General features: G+C 64.8%; 20 protein-coding genes and 1 tRNA gene. 8 read left to right on the top strand and 13 right to left on the bottom strand.

The genetic code is table 11. The annotated features are described in order from the left end of the window. Positions 1 to 21 precede the first annotated feature (21 nt). Together scnC and JOF57_RS00765 are read left to right on the top strand one after the other, a co-directional pair. Entirely contained in the window at positions 22 to 747 is a 726-nt protein-coding gene (gene scnC / locus JOF57_RS00760; protein ID WP_209912696.1) for a thiocyanate hydrolase subunit gamma, read from the top strand. Between the two features lie 35 nt (positions 748 to 782). Next, positions 783 to 1,133 carry a thiocyanate hydrolase gene (locus JOF57_RS00765; protein WP_209915651.1) on the top strand — a complete coding sequence of 117 codons (351 nt, stop codon included), beginning with the start codon at positions 783 to 785 and terminating at the stop codon, positions 1,131 to 1,133. 14 nt (positions 1,134 to 1,147) lie between these two features. Here the strand turns inward: JOF57_RS00765 and JOF57_RS00770 are convergent, their stop codons facing one another. Next, positions 1,148 to 1,591 carry a cupin domain-containing protein gene (locus JOF57_RS00770; RefSeq protein WP_209912698.1) on the bottom strand — a complete coding sequence of 148 codons (444 nt, stop codon included), beginning with the start codon at positions 1,589 to 1,591 and terminating at the stop codon, positions 1,148 to 1,150. A gap of 19 nt (positions 1,592 to 1,610) precedes the next feature. On the opposite strand from JOF57_RS00770, the gene JOF57_RS00775 reads away from it, so the two are divergent. Beyond that, the gene (locus JOF57_RS00775) at positions 1,611 to 2,066 is read left to right on the top strand and encodes a hypothetical protein (protein ID WP_209912699.1); all 456 of its coding nucleotides are present in this window, start codon (positions 1,611 to 1,613) and stop codon (positions 2,064 to 2,066) included. A gap of 8 nt (positions 2,067 to 2,074) precedes the next feature. Then, positions 2,075 to 2,668: a GNAT family N-acetyltransferase gene (locus JOF57_RS00780; protein WP_209912701.1), complete on the top strand. Its 594-nt coding sequence runs from the start codon at positions 2,075 to 2,077 to the stop codon at positions 2,666 to 2,668. A gap of 80 nt (positions 2,669 to 2,748) precedes the next feature. Here JOF57_RS00780 and JOF57_RS00785 read toward each other — a convergent pair whose 3' ends face one another. Then, entirely contained in the window at positions 2,749 to 3,285 is a 537-nt protein-coding gene (locus JOF57_RS00785) for an AAA family ATPase (RefSeq protein ID WP_209912703.1), read from the bottom strand. Between the two features lie 315 nt (positions 3,286 to 3,600). On the opposite strand from JOF57_RS00785, the gene JOF57_RS00790 reads away from it, so the two are divergent. Continuing rightward, positions 3,601 to 4,773, top strand: a complete 1,173-nt coding sequence (locus JOF57_RS00790; protein WP_209912705.1) for a Cmx/CmrA family chloramphenicol efflux MFS transporter — start codon at positions 3,601 to 3,603, stop codon at positions 4,771 to 4,773. On the opposite strand, the gene JOF57_RS00795 is transcribed toward JOF57_RS00790, so the two are convergent. The 4 genes from JOF57_RS00795 to JOF57_RS00810 all read right to left on the bottom strand — a co-directional run bounded on the left by JOF57_RS00795 (position 4,745) and on the right by JOF57_RS00810 (position 8,658). Beyond that, on the bottom strand, positions 4,745 to 5,605 hold the full coding sequence (locus tag JOF57_RS00795) for a winged helix-turn-helix transcriptional regulator (protein WP_209915653.1): 861 nt from the start codon (positions 5,603 to 5,605) through the stop codon (positions 4,745 to 4,747). The two genes, JOF57_RS00790 and JOF57_RS00795, sit on opposite strands and share 29 nt — an antisense overlap. A 40-nt stretch (positions 5,606 to 5,645) precedes the next feature. Beyond that, positions 5,646 to 7,097 carry a carotenoid oxygenase family protein gene (locus tag JOF57_RS00800; protein WP_209912707.1) on the bottom strand — a complete coding sequence of 484 codons (1,452 nt, stop codon included), beginning with the start codon at positions 7,095 to 7,097 and terminating at the stop codon, positions 5,646 to 5,648. Further along, entirely contained in the window at positions 7,094 to 8,308 is a 1,215-nt protein-coding gene (locus tag JOF57_RS00805; RefSeq protein ID WP_209912709.1) for an acetyl-CoA acetyltransferase, read from the bottom strand. Before JOF57_RS00805 ends, JOF57_RS00800 begins: the two co-directional genes overlap by 4 nt. Before the next feature lie 113 nt (positions 8,309 to 8,421). After that, positions 8,422 to 8,658 (bottom strand): hypothetical protein, encoded by a 237-nt coding sequence (locus JOF57_RS00810; protein WP_209912711.1) that lies wholly within the window; start codon positions 8,656 to 8,658, stop codon positions 8,422 to 8,424. A gap of 308 nt (positions 8,659 to 8,966) precedes the next feature. On the opposite strand from JOF57_RS00810, the gene JOF57_RS00815 reads away from it, so the two are divergent. Together JOF57_RS00815 and JOF57_RS00820 are read left to right on the top strand one after the other, a co-directional pair. Continuing rightward, on the top strand, positions 8,967 to 9,785 hold the full coding sequence (locus tag JOF57_RS00815; protein WP_209912713.1) for a mycofactocin-coupled SDR family oxidoreductase: 819 nt from the start codon (positions 8,967 to 8,969) through the stop codon (positions 9,783 to 9,785). 138 nt (positions 9,786 to 9,923) lie between these two features. Then, entirely contained in the window at positions 9,924 to 10,361 is a 438-nt protein-coding gene (locus JOF57_RS00820) for a rhodanese-like domain-containing protein (RefSeq protein ID WP_209912714.1), read from the top strand. 312 nt (positions 10,362 to 10,673) lie between these two features. Here the strand turns inward: JOF57_RS00820 and JOF57_RS00825 are convergent. Continuing rightward, a tRNA-Arg gene (locus JOF57_RS00825) sits at positions 10,674 to 10,746 on the bottom strand. 566 nt (positions 10,747 to 11,312) lie between these two features. On the opposite strand from JOF57_RS00825, the gene ricR reads away from it, so the two are divergent. Then, positions 11,313 to 11,603, top strand: coding sequence for a copper-sensing transcriptional repressor RicR (gene ricR, locus JOF57_RS00830; RefSeq protein WP_209912717.1), 291 nt, complete (start codon positions 11,313 to 11,315; stop codon positions 11,601 to 11,603). 105 nt (positions 11,604 to 11,708) lie between these two features. Here the strand turns inward: ricR and JOF57_RS00835 are convergent, their stop codons facing one another. The 6 genes from JOF57_RS00835 to JOF57_RS00860 all read right to left on the bottom strand — a co-directional run bounded on the left by JOF57_RS00835 (position 11,709) and on the right by JOF57_RS00860 (position 16,290). Further along, a complete protein-coding gene (locus JOF57_RS00835) occupies positions 11,709 to 12,149 on the bottom strand; it encodes a DUF5078 domain-containing protein (protein WP_209912718.1) in 441 nt (146 codons plus the stop codon). A gap of 10 nt (positions 12,150 to 12,159) precedes the next feature. Then, positions 12,160 to 12,486, bottom strand: coding sequence for a DUF732 domain-containing protein (locus JOF57_RS00840; RefSeq protein WP_209912720.1), 327 nt, complete (start codon positions 12,484 to 12,486; stop codon positions 12,160 to 12,162). An 83-nt stretch (positions 12,487 to 12,569) separates the two neighbouring features. Continuing rightward, positions 12,570 to 13,076 carry a universal stress protein gene (locus JOF57_RS00845; RefSeq protein ID WP_209912722.1) on the bottom strand — a complete coding sequence of 169 codons (507 nt, stop codon included), beginning with the start codon at positions 13,074 to 13,076 and terminating at the stop codon, positions 12,570 to 12,572. A 45-nt stretch (positions 13,077 to 13,121) separates the two neighbouring features. Further along, complete coding sequence (locus JOF57_RS00850; RefSeq protein WP_209912724.1) at positions 13,122 to 14,564, bottom strand: MFS transporter; 1,443 nt, start codon at positions 14,562 to 14,564, stop codon at positions 13,122 to 13,124. A gap of 457 nt (positions 14,565 to 15,021) precedes the next feature. Next, positions 15,022 to 16,065, bottom strand: a complete 1,044-nt coding sequence (locus tag JOF57_RS00855) for a DMT family transporter (protein WP_234937667.1) — start codon at positions 16,063 to 16,065, stop codon at positions 15,022 to 15,024. A 9-nt stretch (positions 16,066 to 16,074) separates the two neighbouring features. Beyond that, on the bottom strand, positions 16,075 to 16,290 hold the full coding sequence (locus tag JOF57_RS00860) for a hypothetical protein (RefSeq protein ID WP_209912726.1): 216 nt from the start codon (positions 16,288 to 16,290) through the stop codon (positions 16,075 to 16,077). Between the last annotated feature and the right edge of the window lie 868 nt (positions 16,291 to 17,158).

A 17,158-nucleotide genomic window follows, 5' to 3' on the forward strand; every position in this document is an offset into this window, starting at 1 on the left:
CGGAGACGATAGGAACTGCTTATGTCCGCACATGGGCACGATCACGACCACGCCCGCACCGTCAAACCGATGGTCGACGAGATCACCGAATTCGAGGTCCTCGAGATCGCCCTGCGTGAGTTGTGTATCGAAAAAGGCTTGTTCACCGCCGCGCAGCATCGCCACTTCACCGAGTTCGCCGAGCACATCGGTACTACGCCGGCTGCCCGGCTGGTTGCCAAGTCCTGGTTGGACCCGAAGTTCAAGGCGCTGGCGCTGAGCGACCCGATCGCGGCTTGCAAGGAGGTCGGTGTCGACTGGCTCGAACCCACCGGGTTCGGTACGCCGAGTGACTTCGTGGCCTTCAAGATCCTGGAAGACACCCCGACGGTCCATCACGTCATCGTCTGTGCACTCTGCTCCTGCTACCCGCGGCCGATTCTCGGCAACTCGCCGGAGTGGTACCGGACCCCGAACTATCGGCGTCGTATTGTGCGCTGGCCCCGGCAGGTGCTGTCCGAGTTCGGCCTCGAACTGCCCGAGGGCGTCGAGGTGCGGGTGGAGGATTCCAACCAGAAGCATCGCTTCATGGTGATGCCGGTGCGACCGGAGGGCACCGAGGGCTGGACCGAGGACCAGTTGGTCGAGATCCTCACCAGGGACTCGCTGATCGGCGTTGCCCTGCCCAAGGCTGGAGTGACCACCAACGTCATCACCAAGGCCCGGCCGGCGAACAATCCGATCGCCGCTGCCGGGGCCCCGTCGTGAGTGCTGCCCTGGAAGATCCCTCTCCCGAGGGGATGATGAACAAGCCCATCGAGATTCTTGAGGAGATCAGCGGGAGCAACCAGGCCTGGCCGGCGATGGCGGCCAAATATGGTGTGGAGAACCCGCTCCCGCCGTGGAAGACCAGCCTCGACGCGTTGTGCGATGCGCTCGACACTGCCTCGTGCGAAGTCGAAGACCTGGACTTCACCTTCAAGGACCGGCGCGACGAGGAAGACGAACTGTCAGCGACCCGGTATCGGAACCTTCCGTACCCGGAGAACCAGCTCGTCTCGCTGGCACATTCGCTGCTCGCCCGCGGCGTGATCGACGAAGCCGATCTGCGGCAACGGTTAGCCGATATTCGCGCCCGACTGGAAGCCGAATAGCCACATCGGCGAATTCAGCGCGACTGGCTGAGCGCGAAGTCGGCGAAGTCGAAGCCGGGCACCACCACGCAACTGACCAGGGCGGGTTCGTCGTCGCGAGGTTTGGCGCGCTGCCAGTGGCCGGGCGGTACGAGTAGCTGGGGTTGCTGGCGGGAAGTGATATCCGGACCCAGCAGGTGTGTTGTCGCGGTGTCTCGTTCCGCGCCGATCTCCAGGACCAACGGGCTGCCCCGGTGGTGGAACCAGAGTTCGGCACTGCGGACGGTGTGCCAGGCCGACTGTTGGCCGGGCATCAGCAGGAACAGGATCGCGGTGCCTGCGCTGCGTGGTCCGGCGTAGCCGGGCGGCAGCGACGACTGCGTCACCGTCAGTTCGCTGCGCCACGTTTCTCGGTACCACCCGCCCTCGGGGTGCGGGGCGAGGTCGAGTTGTTCGGCCCAGTCGGGAAGTTCGGTCACACCCGATAGTCTCGTCGGCATGGTTCGTCTGCGTCCAGGGTGGCTGGTGGCCCCGGGGTGGCTAATGGCCCTGTGTGCTGCGGTCCTGGTGGTGGGCGCCTGGCTGCCGTGGCTGACCACCAGCGCCCACGGTGGCGGCCGGGCCAATGCGATCGGCGGGGCGGTGGGAAGCATCGTGCCGCCCCGTGGTTTCGGCGCCGGGCAGCTGATCGTCTTGTTGGGCGCCGGGCTGATCGTGGCCGGTGCGATGGCCGGGCGCGGGTTGTCGCAGCGTTGGGCTTCGGCTGCGGGGCTGCTGATTTCGCTGGCCGTGGTGGCGCTGACGGTGTGGTACTACACGCTGAACGTCAAGGGGCTGGTCGCCGCGGGTTACGGGCTGTATGTCGGCGGTGCCATGGCGGTGCTGGCCGGCTTGTGTTCGGTGTGGTCGCTGTTGTCGACGTTTGGTCCGACGAGCGCTCGCGGAAGAGTATGAGATAGCGCATGAGCGAATTCGTCACGCCGGTGACATTGACCGGGCAGCGTTGGGTGACGCTGGAGCCGTTGACGATGGGCCACATCGCTGAGATCGACGCCGCCGCCGCGGACGGTGAGTTGGGTTCGCTCTGGTACACGATGACGCCACGGCCCGGCGGTGCCGCCGAGTGGGTACAGCGCATATTCGAGCTGCGAGCTGCCGATCACGGCGTGACCTTCGTGGTGCGCAATCTCGAGGGCAGGCTGGTGGGGTCTTCCAGCTACCTGCATGTCGACGGGCCCAACCGGCGGCTGGAGATCGGGCATACCTGGTACACGGCTGCAGCCCGGCGCACCGGCATCAACGCCGAGACCAAACTGCTGATGCTCGGCCACGCCTTCGATGAGTTGAATTGTGTGGCAGTCGAATTCCGGACCCATTTCTTCAACTTCGCCAGCCGTGCGGCGATCGAACGGCTCGGTGCCAAGCTCGACGGGATACTGCGCAGCCAACAGTTGCTGCCGGACGGATCCCGTCGTGACACGGTCGTCTACTCGATCCTGGACATCGAATGGCCCGCTGCGCGCAATAACCTGAGGTTCCGGCTGGATCGCTGGTAGGCGGCCTGCCGGCTGCTGAACGAAACCCTGCATGACTGGGCATTCTTATTGGCCGGCGGGTTCACCTGTGTCGTTTTGACCTAGAACTGGAGGCGGAAGTTGTTGGAAGCAATAGCGCTTTCGACACGTCGGATTGTCCGGTGCGCCATGTCTGTTGAGGTGTCAAGAACGTGCGGCTCGTAGTCACCTAGGGATGCGAATTGGTCCCACATCGTGACAATCGGCTGCTCGTCGACAAGTGCGTCAGGTTCGGTTCGAGCCTGGGCTCGCGCAAGGGTGGTGTCGCGGCTCGGCCGCAGTACGACGTAGTGGATGGTGATGTCAGGCGGGTGACTGTGAAAGTGATCGAGCATCCACGGCCCCACGATGCCGTCCAGCACGGTGGTGAATCCACCTGCCGCATAGGTGAAGGCAGCTCGTGCGATAACTTCCATCACGGTCTGATTCTGGGCGGCAGATGCAGGCTCGTATGGTGGGATCGCTCCGGCGACGATGTAGTGCCAGAAGTCATCGGTGTGCAGGTGCACTCCCCGGTCGAAGCCTCGGGCGAGTGCGGCAGCAATGGTGCTTTTCCCTGCTCCGGGTGGGCCCGTCAGAATGATCACGGTTCCGCTCATCTGAAAACCCGTCGTTGTATTCCGTGCTCGGTCAGCTGGCCACTCTTCTTCGAGTCGGATGACTCTGTCAACTGGAATTCATTTCCGGGTGGGGACGTGCGTGTCCCCTTCGACACCGGCAGATTTCGGTTGCGCGATGGGGGAGAGTCTTTAGTAGGGTGGCGGCATGTCGAGCCCTGAAGCGCACAAGATGGGGGCTTTCGGTCACGCCGTCAGCCCCCTGAATCACTGACTCTTCAGTTTTCTCCGCACCTATGGGGTGCTGGCCGTGGTGACGAGACGCCTCCCGTTCGTTCTCTTACCTCGGAGTCCTCGATGCCTCTTGCCCTATATCTTCTTGCCCTGGCTGTTTTCGCCATGGGTACCTCGGAATTCATGCTCGCCGGACTGGTTCCGGACATCGCCGTCAGCCTCGGCGTCACGGTCGGCGCCGCCGGCTTATTGACCTCAGCCTTTGCCGTGGGGATGGTCATCGGCGCACCGGTCATGGCGGTCCTCGCGCGGCGGTGGCCGGCGCGGGCCAGCCTGCTCGGCTGTGTGGCAGTTTTCGCGCTCTGCCATGTCGTCGGCGCGGTGACGACGAACTTCGCGGTCCTGTTCGGCACTCGCGTGATCGCTGCGCTCGCCAACGCCGGGTTCTTGGCGGTGGCGCTCAGCACCGCCGCCACGCTGGTGGCGGCGGATCAGAAGGGCCGAGCGCTGTCGGTCCTGCTCGGTGGGACGACAGTGGCCACCATTGCGGGCGTGCCGGGCGGCGCAATGCTCGGTGCGCTGTTGGGCTGGCGGTCGGCGTTCTGGGCGATTGCATTGCTGTGCCTTCCCGCCGCAATCGGCATTCTGAAGGCGATACCCGGTGGTGATGAAGGGATTTCGGGTGGTGCCGCCGTTGGCCCGTCGTTGCGTCATGAGCTGGCGCAGCTCACGTCGCGAGCGCTGGGCGTTGCGATGCTGCTGGCCGCCTTGGTCAATGCCGGCACGTTCGCCACATTCACATTCCTGGCCCCCATCGTGACCGATACTGCCGGCCTGCCAGAGCTGTGGGTCCCGGTGGTCCTGGTGCTGTTCGGGTCCGGGTCCTTCATCGGTGTCACCGTGGCCGGCCGGTACTCCGACCACCGGCCCGGCTTCGTCATCGCCGTGGGTGGCCCGCTGCTGCTGATCGGGTGGGTTGCGTTGGTGGTACTGGCAGCCCATCCTGTGGCGCTACTGATTCTGGTGTTCGTCCAAGGGATGTCGGCCTTTGCCGTCGGAAGCACCCTCATCGCGCGGGTGCTCTACGCGGCTTCGGGCGCGCCGACCATGGGCGGTTCGTACGCTACGGCCGCGCTCAACATCGGGGCCACCTGCGGTCCCGCGCTGGCCGCTGCGTCGCTCCCCGGGCCCGCAGGCAACCTCGGCCCGGTGTGGGTTGGCGTCGTGCTCACCGGGCTCGCACTGCCGGGGATGCTACTGATGGCAGCTAGACAACGGACACCGTGGCTCCGGTGAGCCGCTCACCGCACTGATCGCACTGCAGCGCCGGGGAGAATCCGTGTCCGCCGGTGTGGGTGAGGATCACCGCGGGGCCTTGGGCGGAGGGGAACGATCGTTGTGCCCACGCCAGCGCCGTCACCAGAACGGGCAGGAATGCCGCGCCTTTCTGGGTCAGCCGGTATTGCGGGTCTTCGTCGGCGGTGGCGAGAATCTTGTTGTCCCGGAACGTCTGCAAGCGGTCGGCGATCGACGCGGGTGGGGCGGTCAGCGCCCGTTGAAACTCGGAGAACCGGGTGGTGCCGGTGAAAGCGGCGACCAGGATCGCGAACGCCCAGCGGTTACCCAGCACGCTCATGGTCTGGGGGAACAATCCCGAAGGGGAGTCGAGCCGATCGTCGGAGGACCGGCGCCGCGTCGTCACCGTCGGCAGCGACCGCTGCCAGCCCCCGCTCGGCCCCCACCCGGCAGTCACGTCTCCGGACACCGTTGGGTCACCGCAACCCGCGCAGGTGAGGACCGGCGTGAAATCGGCGCCGCAGCGCAGGTGCCGCATCGCGGGCAGTGGCTCACGGTGCTCGGTCACCCAGTGGCGTTCCCACTCCCAGATGGATACCAGCACCGGCCACAGCGAGCTTCCGCGCACGGTGATCAGGTATTCGTCACGCGGGGGCCGCTCCTGATAGCGATGACGGGCCAGCAACCCCTCCTCGGTCAGGGAGCCCAGGCGGTTGGTCAGCACCGAGTTGGAGATCGGCAGCCGGGCCTTGAATTGTCCGTAGCGGGTAGCGCCCAGCATGGCCTGCTGCATGACGAGCAGCGTCCACTCGTCACCCACCAGCCCCAGCATCTGCGCGACGGCGTTGGGGCCGCCGGCCGACGCTGGGGTGCTAGTCACGCACCAGCCATCGGCGCAGCGCGTCGCCCGGCGCCCAGGTGGAGTGGGTTCCGCTGGAAACCCGTTCCGGCAGAGCCAGTTTGCATACCGGTCCGTCAGTTACTCGGGCTGCGTCGAATATCAGGCAGTAGGACGCGTCGTCGTTCATGTCGGTGGTGATGGTGACCAGGTAGCCATCGTCCTCGGCGGCGCTGCCCACACGAGGCGCCATCGCGGTCTCGCTGCCGTACACGCCGTCCCCGAATTCGTAGCGCTCCTCGGATCCGGTGTGCAGGTCGTGGCGGACCAATCCGTCGAACAGGAACCAGCCCGGCTTTCCCGTGGCGGCATAGGCGTAGCGGTAGTCGCGTCCGGTGTAACCGGGGTTGATCATGCCGAATTCGGTGATGCTGTCCGACAATTGCTCCTCACGGGTTTGGCCGGTGACGAGGTTGAACCGCCAGCGGTGCAGCCTGGTCTGCATCTTGTCCAGCGCCAGCGCCGGCACCGCGTTGCCCTGGAAGAATCCGTCGAGCACGATCTCGTCGCCGTCCTCGTAGGCGTTGGTGAAGTGCAGAACATAGGTGGTGTCGGCCTCGAACCACTTGACGTCGCCGGGTGCGCCGCGGCGGGGGAGTACCGCAAACCGGGACGGCAGGTCCCGGTGCAGCTTTGGCAGGTGCACGTTGGCCTTGAGGAACTCGGGATCCCAGAACAACGGAAAGTCGTTGAGAATCACATAGTTTTCGGTGAACGCCATATCGTGGGGCATCCGCGGCCCGGGCAGTTCGACGTCTACGTAGTGCGCCAGTCGGTTGTCGGAATCCACCACTCCGTAGTGCATGAAGGGTGCCTGCTTGGAGTAGTTGAAGAACAGCAGTTCGCCGGTGGCGTCGTCGGCCTTGGGGTGCGCTGAGACGCCCCACTCGGCGGGAAAGTCTCCGCCCCAGTTTTCCTTGCCGAGGGCGTCGCCGGTGAACGGGTCGACGCGGTACAGATCGCCGCACTGGTAGAAGCTGGTGAGCGCGACGCCGCGGTGCACTGTCACATCAGTGCTGGAGGCATCCTTCATCAGGGTGCGCGCACCCCAGCCGTAGTCGCGCTGGGCCAGTTCGATCGGCTCGGCGATACCCGGCCAGAGCGGCCCTCCTGCCTCGATCTCGGCCAACAGGCCATCGGTGCGGATGAACCTGTTGCGGTAGAACGCTTTTCCGTCGCGGAACCCGACGATGTGCAGCATGCCGTCACCATCGAACGGGTGGTAGGTCTGCAACGCCGGATGCAGTGGGTTCTCGGTATTGCGGAGGTAGACACCGTCGAGGTCGGTCGGGATTTCGCCGTCGATCACCCGCAGGTCGTCGGCATCCCATTCGGTGGTCTGTGGCCGCCACGCCCCGGTGCGGTAGGGATGGTCGTCGTCCTCGGGCAGGGTGGACAGGTACTTGGCCACGACTTCGGTGTTCATTGCTGGGCTCCTCCTACGACGAAGCTGACGGTGGTGGCGGTGCTGCCGCCGAAGTTCAAGGTGCCGAACGTCTTTGCGCCCTCGACCTGGTAGGGCCCCGCGGTGGCGCTGACCTGCTTGGCGGCGTCGAGCAGCATCCGCACCCCGGACGCACCGACCGGGTGCCCGCCGCCGATCAGGCCGCCGCTGGGGTTGATCGGCAGCCGCCCGCCGATCTCGATCTCACCGTTCTCGATGGCCTTCCAGGATTCGCCGGGGCCGGTCAACCCGATGTGATCGATGGCCAGGTACTCGCTGGGGGTGAAGCAGTCGTGGACCTCGAACCCGTCCAGATCGTCGAGCGTCACCCCGGCACGGCCGAAGGCGTCCAGCACGGCGTGGCGCACGTGCGGCAGCAGGTACGGATCTGCGGCGCTGCGGTCGAGTTTCTGTCGTAGACCCAGACCGACGGTGCGGTGGCCCCAGCCGTCGATGCGGGCGATCGGTCGGGTGTGTGGATGTGCACGCAGGTAGGCGTCGCTGACCAGCACCAGGCCTGCCCCGCCGTCGGTCATCTGACTGCAGTCGAGCCGGCGTAGTCGTCCCTCCACGACCGGATTGCTGGCGTCGTCGTCTCCGATCGGATCGGGCACCGTCCAGTCCCGGGTCTGGGCGTGGGGGTTGGCCTTGGCGTTGCGGAAGTTCAGCGCGGCGATGGCGCGCAGATGTTCGGCATTCAGGCCGTAGCGCTGGTCGTAGGCGTCGGCCACGTCGGAGAACATCGATGGCCAGACGAACTTGGCGTTGTCGGCTTCGTGACCCGTCCACGCGGCTGCGCCGAGGTGCGCGGCGGCGGTGTCGCCGGGCACCGTCTTCTCCAGTTCCACCCCGATGACCATGGCGCTGTCGTAGGCACCCGAGCGGAGGTCGGCGATAGCCGCCAGGGTCGCGACGCTGCCCGACGCGCACGCGGCCTCATGGCGAGATGCCGGCGTTTCCCACAGGTCGGGATGCACGGTGGCCGGCATGGCGCCGAGATGGGCCTGACCGGCGAACAGGTCGCCGAAGGCGTTTGCGACGTGGACGACGCCGACGCCGGTGGCGTCGACCCTGGCGCTGTTCAGCGTGTGGTCGACGACCTCGCGCGTGAGTCCCGCGAAGTCGACCTGCTCGCGGCTCAGGTTGCGGGCGAAATCGCTCTGATAGCCGCCGAGAATCCAGACGTCCTGCATGCCGGAGAGGTTACTACAACTAAGAGAGTGACTGGAGCGGTTCAACGAGAAAACGCCGTGGCGGGTATCCGAGTTTGGATTCCCGCCACGGCGTCAACCGTGGTTAAGCCGACTTAGTCGTCGCCGTGTCCGTGGCCGTGTCCGTGGCCACGCCCGCGCCAGTTGTCGCCGTACCAGGGGCGGGCCCATCCGGGACCCTCCGCGCAGGCGCTGACGTAACCGTACGGTCCGGTCGCGCAGATCTGAGGACCTGCCGAAGCCGGAGCGGCACCTGCCACTGCGACACCGACCGGCACTGCCAACGCACCCAGCCCGACAGCAGCGGCCTTCATCAGTTTCGAACGGATCATTTGCACCTCCGGGTTGTTTGCTGAGTTCAAGCTCAAGACCCCCGTCTGTAGATAACATTAGTGCATCTCACGATGTTCCTGGGAGCCGCCTGGGATGCCACGGTGCAGCCAATTTGCTCTCATCGAAGCCTTCCCGGTCAGGGCGTTGAATTCATTTGCCAACGGAAATAGGGTTCCGTGGCGTCGCCCTGGAGTGTTGCCAGCTGGCCCGTGTGACACGCGTGTCGCGTGGTGCGAACGGCGATGTCGACGAGTTTTGCCGACGTTGGCGGTCTGTATCCAAGGACCGAACGACAGGAAGGGCAGGTATGGGAGCGCTGGACGGCAGGACGGCTTTGATCACAGGGGGAGCGCGTGGGCAGGGGCGTGCACACGCCCTCACGCTTGCGCGTGAAGGCGCCGACATCGTGGTGTGCGACATCGCTGCGCCGGTCGAATCGGTCGAGTACCCGCTGCCCACGCCGGCCGACCTGGAACAGACCGTCGAGGAGGTGTCCGCGCTGGGTCGGCGCTGCCTGGCCGTGACCGCCGATGTCCGGGATCTGGTGGCCATGCAGTCGGTGGCGGACGCGGCGGTCGCGCAGTTCGGCGGTTTCGACGTGGTGCTCGCCAATGCCGGGATCGCCAGCAGCGAGCCGATCGCGACGATGTCCGAGCAGCGGTGGCAGACCATGATCGACATCAACCTGACCGGGGTGTTCAACACATTCCGGGCGGTGCTGCCGCATCTGATCGAACGGCGGGCGGGGCGCATCGTCGCGACCTCGTCGATCGTCGCGGGCACCGGCGCAACCAACTCGGGTCATTACGCAGCGGCCAAGGCCGGGGTGGTGGCGCTGGTGAAATCGGTGGCATTCGAGGTGGCCGAATACGGCATCACGGTCAACGCGGTGCTGCCGTCCGGGGTGAACACCCCGATGATCCACAACCCGCACACCTACAAGGTGATCCGGCCCGACCTGGAGAACCCGGGCCGCGATGACGTCGAGGAGATGTTCGCTCAGGGGCGCCCCCGGCCTGGCCTGCTCGAGCCGCAGGATGTCGCAGATGCAGTGCTGTACCTGGTGTCGGATCGCGGGCGGCTACAGACCGGCGAGTCGATGATCCTGTCGAACGGATTGAATTAGCCCGCGGGGCAACGTGATGTGGTGCCGGCGGGCTGCTCCGTGTGAGAGCTCCTGGGCGAAACTGCACGGGCAAGTAACTTGCAGCCGAGCATCGCTTGAGGGTGGAGAGCGAGTACCCTATGGGGGTATTCTTTCGGCATGTTCACCAGGATGCGCATCGGTGCGCTGGCGGTCGTTGTCGCCGTGTCCCTGGCATCGTGTGGCTCAACGGCCGAGGCGCCGTCGGCCGCGCCTGCCGGATCGGGGACGGTGGGCGTTACCCTCCACCGGCTGGTAAGCCCTGACGAATTCGCCACTGCCATAGCCGAATCCGGCCGGGTGACGATCAACGTCCATGTGCCCTTCGAAGGGCGCATTGCCGGCACGGACCTGTCGATCCCGTTCGATCGGATTGTTGAGCAGGCTGACCGACTGCCCGCCGACCGCGGTGTGCCGATCGCGATCTACTGCCGAACCGGCCCCATGAGCGCGACAGCCGCCGAGACGCTGAGATCGCTCGGGTACACCGACGTTGTCGAACTCCAGGGCGGAATGAAGGCCTGGCAGGCCAGCGGACGACCGCTGGTGGCAAGTTGAGGGGTATGACGAACTGAGGCGCTACTCGACACCATCGCGCTCGCCGACAAGCAGCAGTTGAGATTGCCCAAGGATCTGCTGCGTGACGTGCGGGCAGAATGCGAGCACCGGCTGTATTTTCGGCCTGAATCGAAAATGCGCGCCCTCGTCGACGAAACCCTCAGGCGCGTCGAGCGACGCGCCGACGGCTGAGTCGATCTACGCGAGTGTCAAGGATCAGTCGACACCGATGTAAAGCATCAACCGAAACACTGTCAGTCATCAATCGAAGCCAAAACGTCAAGCATCACCCGAGATAATACAAACAAAGAGTGCCCCCGGCAGGATTCGAACCTGCGACACCGGCTTTAGGAGAGCCGTGCTCTATCCCCTGAGCTACGGGGGCGGGGACCCGTCGAAATAGACCGATGGACGATTCATAATAGTCGGCCCATCGTCAGTCGGTGGCATGGGGCTGGCGTGAGGTGAAACTCGCGCCGTTGCCGTGCTCCAACAGGCCACCGACGGCTCGGGGCGGTGGAATTCGGCGACGGTGACATTTCGTTTCGGGTATCGAGATGGCGACGGCGCACGCAGCCAGCTGTTGAATGGGTCGCTCCAAGCGATCTGTGCCGGCGGTCCGAGATTAGTGAACTTGATCGGTACCGGTGCTTTTGGCGCCAGTCGTGCACGGCGGGCTTCACGAGCTCGATTTGTCAACGAAGCCTCTGTCCTGGGTGGTTGTGGACGACCCCAAGGCGCCGGCAACCCCGCCGGCGCGGATGATTACCACACCCGCGGGCTAGGTAACATGGCCACGTGACGCTGGCCGACCTCTTGCGCTGTCCCTCGGTCATGGCCCCTCGGTGGTCATCGTTGGAGTGTGCAGTCGGTGATCGGTTACGACTTGGCCCTATCGGGGCGATCATTGCGGTCGAGGCTGCCCGGTAGGGAGGAACGCCGGGAGGCTAAATGGGAACCACGCACGGATACTCGGCGCAGAAGGAAAACCACGCTAAGCGGCTGCGCCGTATTGAAGGCCAGATTCGCGGCATCGCCAAGATGATCGATGACGACAAGTACTGCATCGATATCCTGACCCAGATCAGTGCGGCAAACCGGGCGATGCGCGCGGTCGCACTGAGCCTCCTCGATGACCACCTGGACAACTGTGTGACCCGGGCGGCCTCTCGAGGCGGCGACGAGGCCAACGAGAAGCTGGCCGAGGCTTCCGCTGCCATTGCACGCCTCGTACGTTCCTGAACGCTGCGGCACGATAGGGCTGGTCTCACTTCTCAACCCGTGTGAGGACTGCCGGGACGGCGCCACTCTGGCTCGGTGCATTGCGCACCGGGCCAAGCCATCGCCTCACCAGACCCAGACCGACATGTCGTCAGGGGGATAGTTCATGCAGACCGAGGTGGATGCAGCGGCGACGCCCTTGTTGTTGAAGAAGATCTTGGCCCAGTTGGGCCAGTTCCAGGCCAGCTGTTCGTAGAAGGCGTTGGTGGCGGTGGCCTCGGAGTACTGACGCCGGCCGGCGTAGTCCATGGCAAAGAACCAATGGATGCGGTCCTGGACGGCGCGATGGACCTCGGAGGACTTGTTGTTGTAATCGATCATGTAGCGCTCGTAGTAGACCGGGTTGGTGTCACGGGTGGCGGCCAGGATTTGCTCGGCCGTGCACAGGGTGTGCAGGATTCTGCGCGGGATCGGGTAGTCCTCCGTCGAGTCGGCGGATGCGGTCGCTGGGGCGAGGATCAGGGTCGCGCCGAGCAGTGCGGCCAAGCTCAGCCTTTTGTGTTTCATTAGTGTTCCCCTACTGTTGGGTGAGCAGGACGCGCTTGTCCGGGCAGTAGTAATTCATTGCCGCACTGAGGAATTGGTAGGCTTGCTCAGTGCTGGAATCGCGCTGTAGTTGGTCGGCGACGAACTTGGCCGAGTCCCTGGCAGTGGCATCGACGCCGCGGTCGAGGCGTTTGCAGGCGATCTTGCCAATCCAGGCGTTGGAGTCCCTCTGCCCGTAGATCCCGTGGCCGTGCAACTCCCTGGCGAAGTCGCTGTCGGGATCGGCCTGCGCAGGTGCCGCGGAGGCAAACACAGCCATACCGGCGAGCAACAGGGCCCATGTCTTCTTCAGCATCATCAACTCGTTTCTTGCGGAGGAGTTTCCGGCCGCCATCGGCTCGGACTTCGGCCACGACACCGCGGTGTGCTTTTGTCGAATGCTCAGGTGTGCAGGGTGTCGGTCTCCGGGTTGCTCGACCGCTGGCGCGCCGAAACGACTGCCTCGGACGGCACGACCATGGTTGGTCGTCTTGCGTGATGGAGGACGTTTACTGAGGTGCTACCGAGCACGGCTGACCACAGCCCGCCGCGTCCGCGGGAGCCGAGAACGATTAGAGCTGCGTCGATTTCGTCGGCAGCCTGCACGATCGCCTCCGATGCGGTGGACATCCGGGACAGCACTCGTGGCTCGGCGTCCAAACCGGCGGCGCGCGCATACTCCGCGCCTTCGAACGCGATTCGTTCGGAGGCGTCGAGGCTGGCTTTTTCAACGCCCCGAAGGTCCTCGAGGACGCGATGTCCCTCAAGGTGAGCAGCGAGGCCTTCCAACGGCTGGCGGGCATAGAGGACAATCGCTTGGGCGCCCGGGAGCAGCCTGGCAGTTTCTGTAATCGCCGTGCGCGCGTCAGGAGAGCCGTCGTAGGCGATGAGAAGACACGCTGTGGTCATGGTGATCCTGTCTTTAGAGGTGTGGGGTTCGGATTGGTCGCACCTTCAGGCGTGGTCTGCAGCCGATTTGCCTTCGGTAACGGGACTTTCGAGCCGCGGTGTGCGGAGTGTCAGCGCAGCGATCACTGCGCCCGCCAAGGCAATCAGACTGGCTCCCAGGAATGCGGACGAGAAGCCGTCAGTGAGCGCGGACGGGTCGCCGAGCTGGTCGGCACCGTACGAAGCGGCAACGGCAGTCATGGCCGCTAGGCCGAGTGCGGAACCGATCTGGTAGCTGGTGTTGACGATCCCAGACGCGAGGCCCCCCTCTTCGGGCCGGGCGGACGAGATGGCGGTTCCGAGCGAGGGGATGAAGGCGAGCGACATACCAAGGGCCGCCACGAGCGATGCGGGCAGCACGTCGGCCCAGTAGTTGCCATCCGGCCGGATGAGGGACAACCAACCCATGCCGATGGCGAGAATCACCAGTCCGGCCACGATCATTGCCTTGGGCCCGAAGCGGTTGATCGCTCGCGGTGCGAGGGCGATCATTCCGATCATGATGAGGAGGGTCATCGGCAGCAGGGCGGCACCGGACGGGAAAGCGCTGTAGCCGAGAACCTGCTGCAGGTACAGGTTCAGGAAGAACCACATCGGGATCCATGCACCGCCAAGCAGCAGCTGTGCGATATTGGCCGCACCCAGGTTCGGCGTACGGAAGATGGTCAGGCGCATCAATGGTTCACGACGGGATGCCTGCATTCCGACGAAGATTCCGAGAAAGACGACGGCGAGCGCGAGCACGCCCCACGTCTCAACTGAGTCCCATCCGATTTCCGGAGCCCGGACGATGGCGTACACCGCCGCGCCAAGACCTCCGGTGACCGTGAGTGCGCCCGATACGTCGACGGTGCCCCTCGCGCCGGTGCCGCCAGCCGGCATCAGCATCGGCACGGCGACCAGCGCGAGTACAGCGACTGGAATGTTGAGATAGAAGACCCATGGCCACGACATGTACTCGGTGATCACGCCGCCGAGAAACACGCCCGCCGTGCCACCGGCCGGGGCCGCAGCGCCGTAAAGCGCGAGGGCCTTGGTCAGCTCCCGCGGGTCTGAACCGAAGAACATCATCAACAGAGTCAGGGCTGACGGCGCGATGAGAGCTGCGCCGGCCCCCTGCACGGCACGACCGGCGAGTTCGACGCCTACGTTGCCAGCGAGGCCGGCCACTGCAGATCCGACCAGAAGGATGACCCACCCCGCGCTGAACATCCGGCGAGCCCCGAAGAGGTCAGACAGTCGGCCGCCTAGTAAGAGCAGACCACCGAGTGCGACCACGTAGGCGTTGAACACCCAGGACAGATTCTCTTGCGAGAAGCCGAGGTCCTCCTGGATGCGGGGCAATGCGACACCAATGATCGAGGTGTCCATGATGACGATGAACTGAGCTGTGGCGATCAATGCGAGCGCCCACCAACGTCGGGAGTGGGGCGGTGATTCGACTGACATTCCGTTACCTCGTACTGGTAATGGGTATACGGCCATCGCTGGCCAGATACCGGGAGTTCGAAAAGGTTTGTGTTGGCGTCGATCACAACTCGTAGCAGGACACCGTAAAATACCCTACCAGGGTATGGTACCCAGGCAATAGCTGCTACCGGTGGACCCTGTTGCAAGTCATGCGAATGAAGTTGGGCCGCGCCACATACCGCGGGTAGGCCCAAAGACCTTGGTGCACTGATGTTCAGCTGGCCAGCGGCGTGCCGCATTCGAGCGCGACGGGGCTGACCGCAGTGGTCGGCAAGATGGTGGCTAGGCCGGACTGCCGGCCGAGAATCCGAGGGTAAGACCGTGACGGGCGCCAGTTTCAGTAGGGACACCATTTGTGTTCCCCGGCAAGCCGGGACGACGCACGACGTGCTCGGACTATCGTGTGTTGTTTTCGTTGTGCGGCTTTGCTTTTGGCTTAGGACTGCTTGGGCGACGCAGTATGGCGGATTGCTGAGGCAGCTGCGTGGGTAGCCGGTGAGCCAGCGGGTGTCTGTGTGGTGCGCGGCTTGTCGAAAGTGAGGAGAACAACGCCGGTGCTGATGATTAGCAGTCCCAGCAACAGGGCTGGGGTTAGGGGTTCGCCGAGCCAACTCACCCCGAGTCCGGCGCCGGCCACCGGAACCAGGAGAGTAACGGTGGAAGCGGCGACGGGACCGGCGTGGCGGATGATCCAAAAGTAGAGCAGGTAGCCGCCTGCAGTGGCACCCAGTCCGAGCACCGCGACCGCCGTGATCGCCGCTGCTGTCACTGGTCCTGTCGGCGCCGCCGCCCAGGTGGCGCCCACGGTCACCGGAATCAACAAAAGGGTGGCGGCTACTTGCTGGCCCAGTGCCAGGGTCATCGGTGCGGTGTCAGGGAAGGCTCGGCGGGCATAGGTGCCGCCCAGGGCATAGGACAGTGCTGCGGCCAGGGATGCCGCCGCAGCCAGGGTGGTGCCGGTGCCTGACGGCAACGGCGCTCCGCTGAGCAGGATGACAACGCCAAAGACCCCCGCGGCGACACCGAGTGTCCGGCTCCAGGTAACCCGCTGACCGAGCCAGGCCGCTGCGACCAGGATGGTGAACATCGGGGTGGTGGCGTTCAGGATCGCTGCCATCGAGGCATTGAGCCCGACGATGGCGGTGGCCACCAGCGTCAGCGGGATCGCGACGTTGAGGGCGGCCAGCAGCGCAAATGCTCCGAATCGTTGGGGCACCCCGCGCCAGAGGCCGCGGCGGACGGCGGCGAGCAGGGCGAGCACGACCGCAGCCACCGCCAACCGGATGTGGGTCGTTCCAACAGGACCGAAAGCTGGTGCCGCGACCTTGATCAGCGGGAAGGCGCTGCCCCATAAGGCGCCAAGCACAAGCAGGGCGCCGAGGATCAGTGCCCAATGGGGCTTGCCGGCGGTGCCGGAGGTGGCACCGATGGCGCGACCGCCATGGCCTCCCGGCGAGGTGCTTGGGTGTGTTGTCGACATGTCAGCGTCCTAAGCCATTGGTGGTGCCGTGATGAAGTCGGCTGTTCGCGACGGCAGGGGCGCGGTCGGCGCGGGTGCGCCGCTGTAGGAGAAGCCGACTGCAGTGCGCTGGACCACTGTCTGGCGCTCAATGCGCCGTATCCGCCGCACATAGTCCTCCTTGCGGTGGATGTGGTCGTGCGAGATGTGGTGTTCGCGGGCTTGCATCTGCTGCCTCTCGATCATGGGCAGGGCCGTAGCCGTACCGCGACACCGTAAGCCTCCTATAGCATTACGGTACATACCGTACCAGGGTATGGTAATCGGAGACTGGCAGTGGCTTCGCCGCTCTTCGAAAGGACCTCGCATGGGCACTATTCGTTCTTTTCTCATCGCCGTCGGGCGATCCACCACCACCCGGCGCGTCCTGCGTTGCGTAGCGACTTGCGCCGTCAACATCGTGGCGGCCGAGCGTCCGACGCAGGGTCATTGCTCGTCCGACAACTGCCGCTGATCCGGGCCGGTGCGGTCGACGCGCCTGCACGACGTTGACTACGAGGAGGATCGGCAGATGTTTCCCGGTCGGCCCAGACGCCTGACGAACATCGAGAAGTTAGCCGCCATCGCCAGGCCTCGACATGAAACCAGTCAAGATGCTTGTCGCCCAACCTTTTGATGGCATCGCGGTGTCCAGTGGGCATCAACGCGGTCAGGCTTCCCTCGCCACGTTGGATTGTGAAACCGTGCTGTCAAAGTGAGCGAAGGCACCCTGGGCTGAGAGGGCGGTCGATGGCGCCGCAACCGATGGAGGGTGGCCGGGACGGACAAGTCGGCCGCCACGTTACCTCTCGTATGCCACGATCGGTTGGCGGCAAACATCTCCACATGATACCCATACCGGGTATATGGCATCCTTCCTGCGATCGGAGAACAAGTCGGCTCCGGTTGTCAATCCACGCGTAAGGACCTGCCCCCGGCGCCTGAGGGTCCGGGAGCGGACTTCGGGTGACGAAGACTGTGGAAGAAGGTTGCCGCGTCATCGGCGGATTTGTGGCTGGATTGAACACTGTATCCGCCTTGCGGCGGGTCTTGTGCTCGATAACTATTTGTCTTG

The organism is Mycolicibacterium lutetiense (assembly GCF_017876775.1).
GTDB lineage: Bacteria > Actinomycetota > Actinomycetes > Mycobacteriales > Mycobacteriaceae > Mycobacterium > Mycobacterium lutetiense.